Annotated in this window: 13 protein-coding genes; 11 read left to right on the top strand and 2 right to left on the bottom strand. The window is 50.0% G+C overall.

Going from position 1 to position 16,361, the window contains the following annotated elements:
- Nucleotides 1-9 precede the first annotated feature (9 nt).
- Entirely contained in the window at nt 10-1,152 is a 1,143-nt protein-coding gene (locus BUB18_RS21925; protein ID WP_073085181.1) for a TlpA disulfide reductase family protein, read from the top strand.
- A gap of 81 nt (nt 1,153-1,233) precedes the next feature.
- On the opposite strand, the gene BUB18_RS21920 is transcribed toward BUB18_RS21925, so the two are convergent.
- On the bottom strand, nt 1,234-1,683 hold the full coding sequence (locus BUB18_RS21920) for a DinB family protein (RefSeq protein WP_073085179.1): 450 nt from the start codon (nt 1,681-1,683) through the stop codon (nt 1,234-1,236).
- Nucleotides 1,684-1,930: 247 nt separating this feature from the next.
- On the opposite strand from BUB18_RS21920, the gene BUB18_RS21915 reads away from it, so the two are divergent.
- From BUB18_RS21915 to BUB18_RS21890, 6 genes are all read left to right on the top strand, one after another.
- Nucleotides 1,931-4,315: a glycoside hydrolase family 95 protein gene (locus tag BUB18_RS21915; RefSeq protein WP_218588081.1), complete on the top strand. Its 2,385-nt coding sequence runs from the start codon at nt 1,931-1,933 to the stop codon at nt 4,313-4,315.
- 213 nt (nt 4,316-4,528) lie between these two features.
- The gene (locus tag BUB18_RS21910) at nt 4,529-5,188 is read left to right on the top strand and encodes an Imm19 family immunity protein (protein WP_178372179.1); all 660 of its coding nucleotides are present in this window, start codon (nt 4,529-4,531) and stop codon (nt 5,186-5,188) included.
- 88 nt (nt 5,189-5,276) lie between these two features.
- Nucleotides 5,277-5,870: a TetR/AcrR family transcriptional regulator gene (locus BUB18_RS21905; RefSeq protein ID WP_073085173.1), complete on the top strand. Its 594-nt coding sequence runs from the start codon at nt 5,277-5,279 to the stop codon at nt 5,868-5,870.
- Between the two features lie 44 nt (nt 5,871-5,914).
- Nucleotides 5,915-7,162 carry an MFS transporter gene (locus BUB18_RS21900; protein WP_073085171.1) on the top strand — a complete coding sequence of 416 codons (1,248 nt, stop codon included), beginning with the start codon at nt 5,915-5,917 and terminating at the stop codon, nt 7,160-7,162.
- A gap of 7 nt (nt 7,163-7,169) precedes the next feature.
- Nucleotides 7,170-7,739: a cysteine hydrolase family protein gene (locus BUB18_RS21895; RefSeq protein ID WP_073085169.1), complete on the top strand. Its 570-nt coding sequence runs from the start codon at nt 7,170-7,172 to the stop codon at nt 7,737-7,739.
- Nucleotides 7,740-7,863: 124 nt separating this feature from the next.
- Nucleotides 7,864-10,245, top strand: a complete 2,382-nt coding sequence (locus BUB18_RS21890) for an ABC transporter permease (RefSeq protein WP_178372178.1) — start codon at nt 7,864-7,866, stop codon at nt 10,243-10,245.
- 134 nt (nt 10,246-10,379) lie between these two features.
- On the opposite strand, the gene BUB18_RS29470 is transcribed toward BUB18_RS21890, so the two are convergent.
- Nucleotides 10,380-10,583, bottom strand: coding sequence for a hypothetical protein (locus tag BUB18_RS29470; protein WP_143160043.1), 204 nt, complete (start codon nt 10,581-10,583; stop codon nt 10,380-10,382).
- On the opposite strand from BUB18_RS29470, the gene BUB18_RS21885 reads away from it, so the two are divergent.
- The 4 genes from BUB18_RS21885 to BUB18_RS21870 are packed head-to-tail and all read left to right on the top strand — an operon-like array spanning nt 10,582 to nt 16,343.
- A complete protein-coding gene (locus BUB18_RS21885; protein WP_245805717.1) occupies nt 10,582-11,841 on the top strand; it encodes a TolC family protein in 1,260 nt (419 codons plus the stop codon). The genes BUB18_RS29470 and BUB18_RS21885 overlap by 2 nt on opposite strands.
- Nucleotides 11,842-11,849: 8 nt before the next feature.
- On the top strand, nt 11,850-12,902 hold the full coding sequence (locus BUB18_RS21880) for an efflux RND transporter periplasmic adaptor subunit (RefSeq protein WP_073085165.1): 1,053 nt from the start codon (nt 11,850-11,852) through the stop codon (nt 12,900-12,902).
- A gap of 10 nt (nt 12,903-12,912) precedes the next feature.
- Complete coding sequence (locus BUB18_RS21875; protein WP_073085163.1) at nt 12,913-13,218, top strand: DUF190 domain-containing protein; 306 nt, start codon at nt 12,913-12,915, stop codon at nt 13,216-13,218.
- The gene (locus BUB18_RS21870) at nt 13,215-16,343 is read left to right on the top strand and encodes an efflux RND transporter permease subunit (RefSeq protein ID WP_073085161.1); all 3,129 of its coding nucleotides are present in this window, start codon (nt 13,215-13,217) and stop codon (nt 16,341-16,343) included. The genes BUB18_RS21875 and BUB18_RS21870 overlap by 4 nt, the downstream gene beginning before the upstream one ends.
- The last annotated feature ends 18 nt before the right edge of the window (nt 16,344-16,361 follow it).

Here is a 16,361-nt window from a genome sequence, read left to right as displayed (position 1 = left end):
CATTTACCCATGAATAAAATAAAAGTAATACTGAGCACAGGTTTGCTGCTCACCAGTGCTGTGGCCATGGCCCAGCAGTCCTTTACAATCAAGGGAAGTTTCCCCGGCCTGAAAGAAGAACGGAAAGCATTCCTGCAATATTATGACGGAGAAAAGAAGGTACACGATTCAGCTTTGGTCCGCAACGGTAAATTTCAATTTGCCGGAACAGTACAGCATCCGGTAAAAGCCAGCATCGAAATAAAAGAATTGAATCCTGGGCCCTTCGATTTTAATAAATACCTGGCCAGGGATGAAAAAGAATTCTTTATCGATGGTGGTGCCATCATTCGTATCAAAGGAAAGGATTCCATAAAACCGGCTACCATTACAGGTGGTAAAACCCAAAGTGAATTATTGGAATTAGGCAGGCTGGAAGCTGAAGTGGTAGCGCAACTGGCGCCCATTATCCGGGAACGCCTGAAGCATTTCGAAACAAAAGATACCACCGGCGATGCTGCTTTATCTGCTGCTATGGCACCGTTGGCAGAAAAGCGAAGGAAAATTACGGATGATTTTGTAATGAGTCATCCTAAATCATGGCTTAGCTGGGATGTGGTAAAAGAGCGATCCTCTATCATTCATGTGAAATCCTTCGAACCCATGTTCCTGTCCCTGGATAGCAGCATCCGAAATATCCCTGAAGCGAAAAAAATCGCTGCTAAACTCGCCCTGGCTAAAAGCCTTGCTGTGGGACAAACAGCGCCTGACTTTGCGCAGGCGGATACCAGCGGTCAACTGCTGCACTTGTCCGATTTTAAGGGCAAGTACGTATTTCTGGACTTCTGGGCCAGCTGGTGTGGTCCTTGCAGGGCTGAAAATCCGAACGTGGTAAAAGCCTGGAATGCTTATAAAGACAGGAACTTCATCATCATCAGTGTATCCCTGGACGATAAGAAAACCAACTGGATTAACGCCATTGAAAAGGATGGTATGCCCTGGGTGCATGTGAGTAACCTGCAGGGTTGGAACAACCCCGTGGCCCAAGCTTATGGCGTAACTGCCGTTCCTCAGAACCTGCTGATAAGTCCGGATGGGAAAATACTTGCCCGTAACTTAAGAGGGGAGCATTTAACCGGAGAGCTGGAAAAATTCCTTCCGCCAGTGAAATAGTGAAAACAGCTTAATGGAACCACAGGGAGCAGGCGTTTGCCCGCTCCCTGTGTTATTTTATCTCTCCCTAAAAAAAATAGTTTACCCGCCAAACTGCCGCAGGTGATGATCAGTATGTTTGTATACCAATATGCCCACTTCAGCGCCCGTCATTTTTCCAAAAAAGGGGTGCATGATGCCGGTTTCAGGATAATGTGCATGTTCCTGCAGCAGGGTAATCCACTGTTGTTTTAATACCGGGATGCGCTCCGTAACCACACCCGTGATTTTCATATGCGGATCGGTAGGAGCGTTACGCCTGATGGGTGCATCATCTTTTGTGAGTGCCCGCAGCGCCATTTTGCCAAATAACTTCCCAATAAAAACCTGGCGGAATTCCTTTTTTCGGAGCATCAGGTCCTCCCAGAGAATGCAATGTTGTATCATCTGATGCATATTCATTTTACCCCATTGACCAGGATTTGTTTCCGGTAAAGCATGAATACGGGCGATCAGGGAGGATCTGTCGTCCGGATGGTGAATCGTTTTCATACGTTCAGTTTCTGATGATTCAAAGTTAACAGGAAGCAGGCTAAACAATGCGGGGGAACCACGACTAATTCAGGGTCGATTGCGACGGCCGCCTGCAACCGGTTGAAACAGGTGGTAATGTTATTAATAAGACTTTCTGTTATACAATTCCGACCCGCCGTTTGCATAAATAATTCCTTCTGTTTACTTTGTACGAAATTATAGCGTGAACAATGAAATGTTGCTATAACAAAATTCCATGTGTACTATGTTAAAATACTTGTTGTTGTTGGCATTGCCAATTGCCGGGGTGGCGCAAAATAACCAGGGTTTGCAACTCTGGTATAAAACACCTGCTACTCATTTCGAAGAAGCATTGCCCATCGGCAATGGCCGGATAGGAGCCATGGTGTATGGCGGTATTACCTCCGACCGGCTCTCGCTCAATGAAGAAACTTTGTGGTCCGGTGGCCCGGTGGATGCGCATATGAATCCCAATGCCAAAAACTACCTGCAGCCCGTTAGGGAGGCGCTTTTCCAGGAAAACTACCGCCAGGCGGACTCCCTCATGAAGTTCATGCAGGGAAAGTATTCGGAATCGTATATGCCTTTGGGCAACCTGCTGCTGGACTTTAAGCATGGCAGTGATGTAACCAATTACAAACGAAGCCTGGATATACAGCGTGCAGTCAGCACCGTTAGTTACGATATCAACGGCACACAATACAAACGTGAATATTTTGTTTCCTATCCTGACCAGGTGATGGTGATCAAACTTAGCGCCACCGGAAAGGATAAGCTGGAACTGGATTGCAGGTTTAACAGTTTGCTGATACACCACGCGGCCGCAGGTAATAACGCACTTACCATGAAAGGTTTTAGTCCCGTGCACGTGGAGCCTAACTACCGTAAGTCATCCAATCCTATCATCCAGGATACGGCCAATGCCATGCGTTTTGTGGCAAAAATGCAGGTATTGAAATCAGATGGAAAGCAGGAGTGGAGAGATAGTACCCTGCATATCAGCCATGCGAAGGAAGTGGTGTTACTGGTGTCAATGGCCACCAGCTACAATGGCATCGATAAAAACCCCGGCACGCAGGGGAAAAATGAAATGCAAATTGCCGGCGCTTATTTAACAAAGGCCGCAGGCAGTAACTACGATCAGCTGAATAACCGCCACCAGGCTGATTTCAGGAAGTATTTTGACCGGGTTTCTTTTCATTTGGGAGATAGTAACCTTACGCATCTCACCACTGCCGAGCGACTGCAACGTTTTTCCCAGGGCCATACGGACAATGGTTTAATTGCGCTGTATTACCAATATAGTCGCTACCTGATGATCAGTTCTTCCAGGCCCGGTGGTATTGCTGCTAATTTGCAGGGCATCTGGAACGAAGAGCTGCGTGCGCCGTGGAGCAGTAATTTCACGACCAACATCAATGCGGAAATGAATTACTGGGGTGTTGAAACCGGTAACCTGTCGGAGTTTCATGAGCCATTGCTTCACCTGGTGGAGCAACTCCAACGCAGCGGTGCCGTTACCGCAAAGGATTACTATAATTGCAAAGGTTGGGTATGTAATCACAATACGGATATCTGGGCGATGACCAATCCCGTAGGTGCGTTTGGCGAAGGAGCTGCTAACTGGGCCAGCTGGCCCATGGGCGGGGTGTGGTTAAGTACACACCTGGCTGAGCATTACGCGTTTACCGGTGATAAACAATTCCTGGCCAGCAAGGCGCTGCGTGTTATGGAAGGCGCGGTGCAGTTTTGCCTCGACTTCCTCGTGGACGATAAGAAAGGCCACCTGGTGACCGCTCCTGCCACTTCACCGGAAAATATTTATATCATTCCGGCTACCGGTTATAAGGGTGCGGTGGCCTATGGTACTACTGCTGATTTAGCGATGATCAGGCAGCTGTTTACCGATTACCTGCAATTATCTAAAGTTATGAAGTTGCAGGGCACCATGCAGCAGCAGGTGCAAACGGCGCTCGACAAACTCTATCCTTACCAGGTAGGTAAAAAAGGTAACCTGCAGGAATGGTATTATGATTGGGAAGATGAAGATCCGCGTCATCGCCATCTGTCGCATTTATTTGCTGCCTACCCGGGAAATAGTATTACGGCTACGGGCACGCCTGCACTGGCAGATGCAGTGCGCAAATCGCTGGAAATACGCACCAATGATGGTACCGGCTGGGCTATCACCTGGCGTATCAATTTGTGGGCGCGACTCCAAAACGGGGACAAGGCCTATGATGCGTTAAAGAAACTCCTGCGCTTTATTGGCAATGAATCGGGCATACGTATGAGCGGTGGAGGTACCTATACCAACCTGTTTTGCGCCCATCCGCCATTCCAGATTGATGGCAACTTTGGTGGTGGCGCCGGCATTGCCGAGATGCTGCTGCAGAGTCATCAGGGATTTGTAGAGCTGCTGCCTGCGCTGCCAAAGGAATGGGCTAACGGGGATGTGAAAGGATTGTGTGCCAGAGGCGGATTTGAAGTAAGTATGCGTTGGCAGGAGGGCCAGTTGAAAGCGGCGGAAATATTTTCCCGTAATGGCGGCAAGCTGATCGTTAAAAATGCGGGCAGGCAGAAAGAGATAGAGACCCAGGCGGGAAAAAAGTATAGAATCGCATTTTAAGCTATCAATCTGTGTTCGTTTATACGTGTGGGTTATCGATCATCAGATATACATCCGATAGCCGCATTAATCGCCAGGTTAATGCGGCTATCTTGTATTATTGTAGCCAGCTAAGTATTATCTTTGCAGGGAGATATAAATCCGGCGCAGCAAAAAAGCCGTGTCCTATGGATGCGCCGGGATCAAAATAACTACTATCACTACCTGCTAACAATGGAATTAACCTTATCTAACCGTAACTTCTGCCTCTTTTTGCTGACCCAGTTCCCTTTTGCCTCTAGCGATGACCTGGAAATTATGCTGTCTGATTACCTGTTTGATCATTTTGAAATGCCGTCCGGCGAGTGGCTCAACGGCCTTACCGGCACTGAAGAGGAGGAGCCCTGGACCGGCTACACCTTTATACACCCCCTCAACGAAGAGGTAACCCTGTATGCTGAATTCCGCCCGCATGAAACCGTGTACTTCTTTAATGATACCTACCTTGGTAATACCGGCGGTCACTTTCACCTGTCGCTCTTCAGTTGGGAGGAGCTAAAAGCTATCACCGCAAAAGCCGCCCATAACGAGTCGCTGTTGTTTTTGCTGTTGCTGCCCCTTACCGTGGGTAATGTGGAGGAGCAGGCGGAAATCGAAGCCGCGATCGCTCAACATCTTCAAAACACCAGCCTGGAATTAAGTGGGGAGCAGCTGGAACTGATCACGCAGTTCCTTACCAGGCACCTGATTTTTGAAGATCATGAGCAGAATGTATTTGAGCTGTTGAAGAATGTAGGCCCGGTGATTAACCGTAAACACTCGGAAAGGAGCCGGCAGAAGGAGGATGAGGACATTTTGCCCGTGAACGAAATTATCAAAACTGCACTCGTCTGATTTTTAGCTAAAAGCAGGCTTACTGATCACTTAGAGAAATTTTGGACCAAAGTCGAAATTTAGTCCAAAATATACTTACCTTCGATGTATGTCATCCGGTAAAAGAGATATCATCATACAAACTGCGCAGCAGCTGTTCCATCAATCCGGAATGGGTGCTGTTACCATGGAAGAGATAGCCAGGGTGGCCGGCATGGGCAAAAGTACCATGTACTACTACTTCAAAAGCAAGGAGGAGATTTTTAATGCAGCCCTGGAAGTGGAGATCAACGACATTGTACTGATGACCATCAAAGCAATAAGCAGCAAGGATACGTTGCCGGAGCAGCTGCTGGCGTTTGCCATGGTAAAGTATGAAATGAGCCGCAAGCGGAAAGCGCTGTACAAGGTGACGGAAACCGGTATGGATTCCGAAACGCTTTCCAAGTATATCGATATTAAAAAAGCCAATCACCACCAATATCTCATCAAGGAAAAAACGGTGATGCAGCAGCTGCTTTCCGGGGCTATTCACCGCCGGGAGCTGCGGGCACTAAACAAAACCGAAATGGACCAGGCCATCCTTATTTTCCTTTCATCTCTCAGGGGCATCAACCGTGAAATCATTCTCCATGGTACCGACCTGGAACCTGCTGATACCATTGCTGCCTTTTGCGAACTGTTCTACAAAGGGCTGCGCTAAATTTTTTTGCTTATTTTTCGACCGAATTTGAAATTTAGTCCAAAATGAATATTGCCAATACCTTCAGGGTTTTTAAGTCAAGGGATTACAGTCTGTTTTTCACCGGTCAGCTCATCTCCCGCATAGGCATGTGGATGCAGCGTACGGCAGTTATCTGGGTGATTTACTCGCTCACGCATTCGCTCATGTGGGTGGGGCTTACGGTATTTGCGGAGCAGTTTCCTTCTTTCTTTTTGTCGCCCCTGGGCGGCATAGTGGCGGACCGTTACGATCGTTTTAAAGTATTGATGTTTACCCAGGTGGGTTCCGCTTTGCAGGCAGTGTGTCTTACCCTGGCTTATTACCTTGGTGCCCATGAAGTGTGGCTCATCCTGTTGCTCAGCGCTTTGCTGGGCATGGCCAATGCTTTTGATATTCCGGCGCGGCAGGCTATGGTGAATGATATAGTGAAGAACGGGGCTGACCTGCCCGGCGCCATTGCCATGAATGCGTCTTTGAATAATTTCACGAGGCTGGCAGGCCCGGCTTTATCCGGCATTGTGCTGGCGCAGTTTGGTGCTACATTTTGTTTTGCCTCCAACGCCGTGAGTTTTATCGCGGTAATCTTTTGCCTGAACCTCATGCATTTCCCCGCACACGTGGAGGTAACTACGACAAAGGACCCATGGAAAGATTTTAAGGACGGCTGGACTTTTACACGCTCCGACTTAGAAATAGGCCCGCTCATTTTGCTGAATGTTTTTATCTGTTTGTTGGTGGCCACCAGCGATACGTTGCAGCCATATTTCGCCGATGTGGTGTTTAAAGGGAATGCCGCTATCTATGGCTATATGAATGCCGCATCGGGGTTGGGTGCACTTATTAGTACCCTTTATCTCGCAGGCCGTAAATATCCGGCCACGCTCAAACAATATCTCTTTAAAAACCTCCTGCTATTGGGTGCTGGCCTTTTTACCATGCCATTTGTAACCTGGCTGCCACTTTACCTGTTGTGCTGCTTTGTATGTGGTTTTGCACTGATGTCCGCCATACCGATCGGTATCATGATTGTACAGATGGTATGCCCAGGGCAGCTGCGGGGCCGCGTGGTGGCTTTCCTTGCGATGGCTACCTACGGAACCTTACCACTGGGAAGCCTGTTAATAGGCTGGCTGGCTAAAATTATATCACCGCAGTACTGCATGCATTTGCAGGGGCTGCTGAGCTTTTGCATAGCCGGCGGGTTCTATAAATTTTTACATAGGGAGATAAAATATCCGCAGCTCCACACCGAAACTTTGATCGCTAAATAAAATCAGAATGGCACACACGAAAGAAAATACTGCCCTGCTGGTGCTCGATATGCAGGAAGTGCTATTGTCCACCTTACCGGGGGCAGACAAGTTAACAACACCCATCGCCAATGCCATTGCGCATGCGCGGGGCAATAACCTACCGGTAGTATACGTAGCGGTAGGCTTCAAAAAAGGATTTCCGGAAATTCACCCGGATCACCGGACCTTCGGAAAACTTCCTGCCACCATGGGCAGCGTACCGCCGGAAGTAATGACAAAGATACTACCGGCACTGGCGCCGCAAAACAACGAGCCGGTAGTCATTAAAAAACGTTTCAGCGCCTTTGCGGGCAGCGACCTGGAAATGATCCTTCGCTCGCAGGGCATTCGCCATCTTGTACTCTGCGGTGTCATCACCAGCGGGGTAGTACTCTCCACCGCACTGGAAGCGGCAGATAAAGATTTCAATATCACCATCCTTTCCGATGGCTGCCTCGACCGGGACGAGGAGCTGCATGAGGTGCTGATGAGAAAATTGTTTCCAAAGTATATGGAGGTGATGAGTAGTGAAGGATGGATTAGTCAGTCATCATAACGGAAAGTCCTTCATTTCCGAACACCATTGTCCGATTATGAACACCATATCTCCATGAATATTACTGATAATCAATAGGATGGTAGCCTGGCATAAACCCTGCATTTACCTTAATTTTATGCTTATGGATATCCGGTATCTGAAAATCGCCTGGCGCAACCTGCGCAAAGACCGCTTCTATTCCCTGCTCAATGTGACGGGGCTGGCTGTTGCCATGGCCGCCTTCCTGCTAATTATACAATATGTGAAATTTGAACGGAGCTATGAAAAGTTCTATCCCAACGCCGATAATATCTGGCGCGTTACGCTGAACCTCTATAAGGATGGTGCCTATGTAACCACAGACTGTGAAACGCATCCGCCCCTGCCGGGCCTGCTGAAGCAGCAGATGCCGGAAGTAAAGGACTTTGTACGCATACAGCGTATAGGCGAGAGCGAAGTCACCACCCCGTCGCACCAGTCGTTCCTGGAGAACGGACTTTTCGCCGCTGATCCCAGCGTATTCAGCATCTTCCCACAACACTTTATTGCCGGCGATCCGGCTAAAGCACTCAGAGGACCGCTGGAGGCAGTACTAACGGCCTCGACTGCACGCCGTTACTTCGGTGATGCCGATCCGATAGGGAAATCGCTGCTGCTGCGCGGCCAAACACTCACAGTTACCGGGGTGATTGCGGACATGCCACCCAACACGCACCTGCGCATGAACGTACTGATGTCCATGCACATCGTGGAAACATTCGGTGTATCCCTGGAAAGCTGGAACGGCAATAACAATTATACCTACCTGCAAATGCAGCCGGGCACCAGCCTGGAAGCTTTTAACGCTAAGCTGGCAGCCTTCTCTGCGGCGCACCCCCGTTTGAAGGACAAGCGCTATGTGGCAGAAACGATAGGGTCCATTCACCTCTTTTCCAAAAAATCCTTTGAGCCGGATGTTAACGGCGACGCACAAACGGTACGCTTCCTGCAAATCGTTGCTTTTCTGTTGCTCATCATCGGTACCATCAATTATGTAAACCTCACCACCGCCCGCTCGGCATCCCGGTTAAAGGAAGCGGGCATCAAAAAAATTCTGGGCGCCTCCCGATGGACGGTGCTGCGGCAGTTCCTGGCAGAATCCCTGCTGATCAACCTGATGGCGTTTATACTGTCGCTGGTGTTGATACAGGCTGCCCTACCATTTTATAAAAACATTGTAGGAGAGGGCGCTGCCGCAGGGATATTTAGCAGCGCTTCATTCTGGCTCACCTGTGTGGCACTGTTTATCGCAAACGGACTGCTGTCCGGTATTTACCCGGCGTATGCCTTGTCGTCCGCTAACATGGTGGGCGCGCTCACCCGCAGCTTTACCGGCAATTTACAAGGTGGTGGCCTACGCAAAATCCTAGTGGTAAGCCAGTTTGCCATCGCATCCGTTGTGTTGATTGCATCGCTGGTGATGTATAAGCAGCTGTCGTTTATGCAACAGCAAAGTCTGGGCATGAATACAGACCAGGTGCTCATCCTCCGTGCACCCAATCTGCAAAATGATACCACCAGTTATACCGCCTTCAAGCAGGAACTGATGCAACTCGCCGGAGTACAAAAGGTGAGTCTGGCTGGTTGTATGCCCGGCCTGGGACTGGAAACGCTTTCTACCACCTACAATGTAACCCGTTTGGGAGATACCAATCCCGCCAGTTATAACTATTACCTGTACGGCATTGATGCGGACTTTATACCAGTGCTGGATTTGCAGCTGCTCGCCGGTCGCAATTTTGTACCTGGCCGCAATAATCACCTGGATGTGATCATCAACGAAGAAGCGAGTAAACGACTGGGCTTTGCCACTCCGGAAGCCGCCATAGGGCAGAAGATTAATTTCTGGGGGGATAAGTCCACCGTGGTTGGAGTAATGAAAGACTTCCATCAACGCTCGCTGAAAGAATCCCTGTTGCCGATGATCCATCCGTTTATGAACAACGACGCCAGTTACTACGGGGTGAAAATGAGCAGTGGTGATATCCGTAAAACACTGACTGCTATTGAAGCGGCGTGGCAGCAAACTTTCCGCGATCATCCGTTTCAATACTTTTTCATGGATGATGCCTTTAACCAGCAATACCAGGCGGATAGCCGCCTTGCAAAGCTGGTAAACATCTTTTCCGTGTTTACCTTGTTCATTACCTGTTTAGGCTTAATGGGACTGGCAGCATTCAATGTTAGCCGCCGCACCCGCGAAATCGGTATCCGGAAAATATTAGGTTCCAGCGTAACAGGCATCATCAGTATGCTCACCAAAGACTTCATCCGCCTGGTGTTCATTGCAATTGTGATTGCAAGTCCTGTTGCCTGGTGGGCCATGAACGCCTGGCTGCAGGATTTTGTATACAGGATCAGCATCCCCTGGTGGGTGTTTATTGTAACTGGTGGATTGATGCTGCTGGTTGCCGTGTGTACAATCGGGTTACAGTCCGTGAAAACAGCGATGATGAACCCGGTGAAGAGTTTGAGGAGTGATTGATAGAGATGAAATGACTACATAAGTTGCTGCGCCCGACTTCCTGGATATGGAAGTCGGGCGTAGTCCGTTTTATCTCCCTGCCAGCACTGGGCCTATACTTTCTAATCAATTTCTAATCTAATTCTATCAAGCCGCTAATCATCCCCGCTCCCCCGCGCCGCTACCTTTGCACCCGCCGGCATGAAATAGTGTGCAGCCCCGTAAACAGAAGCTGCCCCGGGATTGTTCTTGTTCCTATGTGATGGCAGTTGTTTGGTTATCAGGGAGAGATCAGGTGCATCCGGCGCATAACCTGCCACGCATTGCATGTTGGCATAATTGCAAAAATTCAATAGCATGATGACGATGCGAAGAAAGGCTGGCCTGCTTGCCCTGTCGGTAATCGCCCCTTTCATTACTACCCGCGCACAAACGCAGCTGACGCTCAGAGAGGCACTACATGTAGTGAAAACAAATAACCCCTGGCTAAAGCCGGAGCGACTCAACACCGGCATTGCACAAAGTGATCTGGTCACAGCAGGCCTACGCCCCAACCCGGTATTAAATAACCAGACGCTGCAACTCGTGAACGACCGCTACTTCGAAGCCGGCACCAAATTCTCCAACCCCCATAACCGGCAGGTATGGTGGCAGCTGACCAAAGAATTTCAACTCGGCGGACAACGCAGGTACAAACAGGAAGTAGCCGGCCAGAACGTAGTGGTAACGCAACAAAACTACATGGACCTGGAACGTAACCTCCTCCTGGATGCCGGCGTGAAATGGCTGGATGTATGGTACAATAAACGCACCCTCGAACTCATCGACCAGGCACGGGCCAATATTGATACACTGGTAGGTATTCAGCAGATACGGCTTAAAAATCAGGTGATCAGCAGCAGCGATCTCGCACGTACGGAACTACTGCAGGAACAGTACGACCTCCAGTTCAAAAATGTAGATCAAACCTACCGCAACGAACAGCAAAACCTCCGTTTCCTGCTGGGTGGTACCGACAGTATCACTGTGTACGATGGCGACTCCATCTTTAGCATGAACCTGGTGCCGGTGCTGGATAGCCTGGTAGCTGTGTCATACGCCAGCAGGGCAGATGTAGCGGTAGCGAAAGCAAATATTGAACTCTCCCGCAGCAATGTAAAATTGCAGCGCTCACTGGCCGTGCCGGTGCCGGAGCTGGGCGTCATCTGGAACCCGCAGAATACCGTGCCTTATGTGGGCATCTTTGGTACCATCGACCTGCCATTTTTTAATCGCAACCAGGGTGAGGTTAAGAAATCGCGCATACAGCTGGAGCAGTCGGAACAACGGCTCTCCGCCGTACAGCTACAGGTACAAACGGAAGTGCAAATTGCTTTACGTTCCTACCAGGTGAATAAAGCAACCGTAGAAAAGTATAGTGGTATACTCCGAAAATCAGCACAGGTATTGGAATCTGTAAAATATGCCTATACCCGTGGCGGCACTACCATCATCGATTTCCTGGAAGCACAACGCAACTGGTTTGATACCGAAAAGCTATACTGCGATGCCTTATACAACTATCGCAAAAGCTACCTGCAACTGCTTTGTGTAACCGGATTGATTAATCAATTATAACTCCTGACATGAAAAGGCTCGGCTTAATTGTAATACTGGCGGCGCTGCTTGCATCCTGCGGCTCGCACGAATCCCCGAAAGCACCCGCCCACCCGGATACCCGGCCGGAGGTAAGCGACAGCGGCGAGGTAATCCGCTTCCCGCCAGACAGTGTCACACTCCGTTTTTTTAAAACGGTAACGATCACCAAAGGGGACATCAATACGGAACTAACAGCGCCTGCACGTGTAGTCGCCACCGTTGCACCCTCCTCTGAAAATACAGATCAAAACCTCGTGCTCTTTGATGCCCCTGACCTCACGGTCAACTACACCGAAATGCTGCAACATATCATCAGCATCCGGCAGAAAGGCAGTATCATCCAGCAACGTAAAGCCATCATCGCGCAAAAGCAGATCGAGCTGGAACGCTTTCAGGACCTGGCCGCCCACGGCGCCGGTACCGGAAAAGATGTATCCGATGCCAAAACAGATCTGATAGCTGCCCAAACAGACCTGGCACTGGCACAAACGGACCTCAACAACGAAAAGACGGCAATTCTGGAACATGAGTCGCGCCTGAAAATGGCGGGATTTGAGCCGCAGGAATTAATGAAAGCAAAGCTGGGCAAGGTATGGGTGATATGTGATATGCCGGAAATCCAGGTCACAAAAGTAAAAGAAGGCGGCAACTGCCAGTTGCAGTTTACTTCCTATCCCGACATGACCTTCACCGGCAACATTGAAAGCGTAGGCGAGGTGGTGGACAATATAACACGCATGGTTAAACTGAGAATAGGGGTACAGGACCCTAAAGGGTTGTTGCGCGCCGGGATGTTTGCCAACGTACGCTTCGGTATCGATGAAGGCAATAGCTTGTCCGTCCCGAAAGAAGCGCTGCTTACCGTGCAGGGTAAGGACTATGTGTTTGTGAAAAAAGATGCCCGCAGCTTTCGGCGCCAGGAGGTGCTCTCCGGGCCCCAGGTTGGTAGTCGCATCATCCTGTACCGCGGTGTGCAGGAGGGCGACCAGGTAGTGACCGACGGTGCTATGCAGTTAAAAGGTATTTCATTCGGATACTAAAACAGCCACCATGTTACAGGCGCAGATTTTTATTGACAGAGATGACATGCACGGCGCACAGCCGCTGTATGAATTTATCATGCACTTCCTGCTACGCAGCAATATCAAGGGTGCCACTGCTTATCGCGGCGTGATGGGCTTTGGCGCTAACCAGCAGATGAAACGGCCGGACCAGATTTTTTCCTTTGACGAGCCGCCCATCCTGCTCACTTTTATTGACGAAGAGAAGAAAGTCCGCGAAGTGCTGCAGGCACTGCGGCAGGAATATACAGGCGGATTTATTGTGACTCACCAGGTAGACCTTTTTGAACCATGATTCGGAACATACTCATATTTTCATTACGCAACAGGTGGGCGGTTATCATTGCGGCAGTGGTGCTCTCGGCTATTGGCTACTGGTGCTTTACGCAGCTGAAGATTGAAGCCTACCCGGATATTGCTGACACCAACGTAATCGTGGTGGCGCCTTATGAGGGTCGCGCTGCGGAAGAAGTAGAACAGCAGGTGACCATTCCCATAGAACGTGCCCTCAACAATGTGCCGGGTGTTCTGGACCGAAGGAGCCGCACCATCTTCGGCCTTGCCGTGGTGCAGCTCACTTTCAAGGATGGTACGGACGATTACTTTGCGCGGCAGCAGGTGATAGAACGCATTGCCACTATGGAGTTGCCCGATGGCGTAACGCCGGAGCTGGCCCCACTTACCACCGCCGTGGGCGAAATTTACCGCTATGTGGTAGAAGCGCCGCCTAACTTTTCGCCCATGGAGCTGCGCGATTTGCAGGACTGGGTAATACGCCCGGCTATCCTGCAGGTGCCGGGCATTGCAGACGTTACCAATTTCGGCGGGCCGCTCAAACAGTTTCATATACTGACGGCACCGGAAAAGCTGCGTAAGTATAATCTCACCTTGCAGTCAGTAATTGATGCCGTTGAAAAAAATAACCTCAATACCGGTGGAAACGTGATGGAGCGCGGCGGGCAGGGCTTTGCCGTGCGTGGCCTCGGTGCGGTGAGGTCGGAAAAAGATATCCAGAATATTGTGCTCACGGCGGTGAATGGTACGCCGGTGTATATACGCGATGTGGCCACCGTGGAAATAGCGCCACCACCGCCTTCCGGCGTGTTGGGCTACGCCGTGCCGGATGAAAAGCTGGATAAAATTGGTTCTCCCGAAGGTATTATCCTGCTGAGAAGAGGGGAGAACCCCAGCGAAGTATTGAAGGTACTGAAGCAGAAAATTGCAGACCTCACTGCTACGGAGTTGCCGGAGGGCGTGAAGCTGCGGGTATTGTATGACCGGAGTTTCCTCATCGATCACTCGCTGGAAACGGTGGCGCATACACTGTTTATGGGCGTGAGCATTGTAGTGATTGTGCTGGTGTTTTTCCTGGGCAGTATCCGCTCCGCCCTGGTGGTAACGGCCACCATTCCGTTTGCCTTACTGTTTGCTTTTATACTGATGCGACTCACCGGTATTCCGGCAAATTTGTTATCGCTCGGCGCTATTGATTTTGGCATTATCGTGGATGGTGCCTGTGTAATGGCGGAGCACCTGATCCGACGCTACCGCACAGCCACGGAGGAAGAGAAGCGGGGAGGTGTGATGCGGGTGACCTTACAGGCGGCGCAGGAAGTGGGCCGGGAAATATTTTTCTCCGTCACCATTATCATCCTTGGCTATACGCCTATTTTACTGATGACGAGGGTAGAAGGCAAGTTGTTTTCTCCCATGGCGCTCACGCTGGCATTTGCGGTAATAGGTGCTATGATATGTGCGCTCACGTTAATTCCGGTGCTGATCTCTTTTGCCTATAAGAATGCATTGTCTGCCGATAAGCCCATGAAAGCACACCGCAATATAATTTTGGATAAAGTAGAGAGATGGTATACCCGCTCTTTAAATTTCTTCCTGCGCTTTCATAAGCAAACGGTGCTCACTGCGGGGGTATTGGTAATGCTGCTGATTGGCCTAGGCAGTGCGTTAGGCACAGAGTTCCTGCCGGAGCTGGATGAAGGGTCTATATTCATGCGTTCCTTTATGCCGGCGGGCGTTACTATACAGGAGAACGCAAAGATTGCCCCGATGATCCGGGAAGTGATCGGTAAGTATCCGCCGGTGAAATATGTGATTACGCAAACAGGCCGCAACGATGATGGAACAGACCCCTTCCCGCCCAACAGAACAGAAATCCTCGTAGGATTGAAGGATTATAAGCTATGGAGCGATACCATTGCCAAGAAGGAGCTGGTACGGCGTATACAGGCGGACCTGGAACGAAATATCCCCGGTGCGAGCTTCAACTCCGGCCAGCCTATTATTGACCAGGTGATGGAAATTGTGACAGGAAGTGCGGCGGACCTGGCCATCTCCATTGTAGGGGACGACCTGGAGATGATGCGGCGCAAAGCAGACAGTATAGCCGTGATCGTGAAGGGCACACAAGGCGCCGCCTCCGTAAACATTGAGCAGGAGGGCACGCAGGCGCAGCTGGCGATCAATATTAACCGGGAAAACGCCGCACGTTTTGGCATTAACGTTAGTGATATACAGAACATGATTGAAGCGGCGATTGGAGGCCGTGCCGTAGGAACCATTTATCACGGGACGAAGCGCTATGATATGGTGGTCCGATATCTCCCTGAAAACAGAAATTCAATAGATGTGATAAGGACCCTGCAGGTGCCCAGCGCCACAGGAGGACTTATACCATTGGAGCAGCTGGCGGACATCCGTTTTGTAGATGGGCAAACGAATATATACCGTATTGATGGCAAGCGAATGGTGACGGTACGCACTAACGTGCATAACCGGGATCAGGGCTCTTTTGTAAAAGAGTTGCAGGAAAAAATAGGCAAGGAAATTCATGTACCCAAAGGTTACAGCATCATTTACGGTGGACAATATGAAAATTTGGAACGTGCCGGAAAGCAGCTGCTGCTTACAATTCCGCTGACGATCGTTATCGTGTTTGTATTCCTGTTTATGCTGTTTAAAAATATGAAGCACACCTTTGTTACCATGAGCTGCATACTGATGGCGATGGCGGGAGGGATAGTGGCGCTGTTTATCAGGGGCTATCACTTCAACGTATCTGCAGGCGTGGGCTTTGTGTCTATCTTCGGAATCTCCGTGATGGCGGGCGTTTTGCTGGTATCTGCGCTGAACCGGGAGATTTACAAATCGCCGCTCACGGTAAGGGCTTCTGTACAGAAGGTGGCGGTAGATCAGCTGAAGGCCATCATGATGATGCTGATAGTAGCGATCATTGGCCTTATGCCGGCCGCGCTGAGTACCGGGATCGGATCGGATGTACAAAGGCCGCTGGCGACGGTAATCATCGGTGGACTAACCGCCACGCTGCTGTTTGTGCCTGTGGTCATTCCATCTCTCTACTACTGGCTGGAAAGAAATGGCCAACGGCCAACGGCGCAGGCTTAATCCGAAGCTGACAGCTAC

It is taken from the genome of Chitinophaga jiangningensis, assembly GCF_900142605.1.
Classification (GTDB): Bacteria; Bacteroidota; Bacteroidia; order Chitinophagales; family Chitinophagaceae; genus Chitinophaga; species Chitinophaga jiangningensis.
The sequence above is the reverse complement of the archived record's forward strand: the minus strand, read 5'-3'. Positions and strand labels throughout refer to the sequence as shown.

What these genes read in the sequence shown, in the direction of transcription:
- BUB18_RS21905 (WP_073085173.1), top strand. Translation starts at nt 5,277, where the DNA reads ATGTCATCCGGTAAAAGAGATATCATCATACAAACTGCGCAGCAGCTG.
- BUB18_RS21915 (WP_218588081.1), top strand. Translation starts at nt 1,931, where the DNA reads ATGTTAAAATACTTGTTGTTGTTGGCATTGCCAATTGCCGGGGTGGCG.
- BUB18_RS21885 (WP_245805717.1), top strand. Translation starts at nt 10,582, where the DNA reads ATGATGACGATGCGAAGAAAGGCTGGCCTGCTTGCCCTGTCGGTAATC.
- BUB18_RS21910 (WP_178372179.1), top strand. Translation starts at nt 4,529, where the DNA reads ATGGAATTAACCTTATCTAACCGTAACTTCTGCCTCTTTTTGCTGACC.
- BUB18_RS21875 (WP_073085163.1), top strand. Translation starts at nt 12,913, where the DNA reads ATGTTACAGGCGCAGATTTTTATTGACAGAGATGACATGCACGGCGCA.
- BUB18_RS21895 (WP_073085169.1), top strand. Translation starts at nt 7,170, where the DNA reads ATGGCACACACGAAAGAAAATACTGCCCTGCTGGTGCTCGATATGCAG.
- BUB18_RS21870 (WP_073085161.1), top strand. Translation starts at nt 13,215, where the DNA reads ATGATTCGGAACATACTCATATTTTCATTACGCAACAGGTGGGCGGTT.
- BUB18_RS21900 (WP_073085171.1), top strand. Translation starts at nt 5,915, where the DNA reads ATGAATATTGCCAATACCTTCAGGGTTTTTAAGTCAAGGGATTACAGT.
- BUB18_RS21920 (WP_073085179.1), bottom strand. Translation starts at nt 1,683, where the DNA reads ATGAAAACGATTCACCATCCGGACGACAGATCCTCCCTGATCGCCCGT.
- BUB18_RS29470 (WP_143160043.1), bottom strand. Translation starts at nt 10,583, where the DNA reads ATGCTATTGAATTTTTGCAATTATGCCAACATGCAATGCGTGGCAGGT.
- BUB18_RS21890 (WP_178372178.1), top strand. Translation starts at nt 7,864, where the DNA reads ATGGATATCCGGTATCTGAAAATCGCCTGGCGCAACCTGCGCAAAGAC.
- BUB18_RS21925 (WP_073085181.1), top strand. Translation starts at nt 10, where the DNA reads ATGAATAAAATAAAAGTAATACTGAGCACAGGTTTGCTGCTCACCAGT.
- BUB18_RS21880 (WP_073085165.1), top strand. Translation starts at nt 11,850, where the DNA reads ATGAAAAGGCTCGGCTTAATTGTAATACTGGCGGCGCTGCTTGCATCC.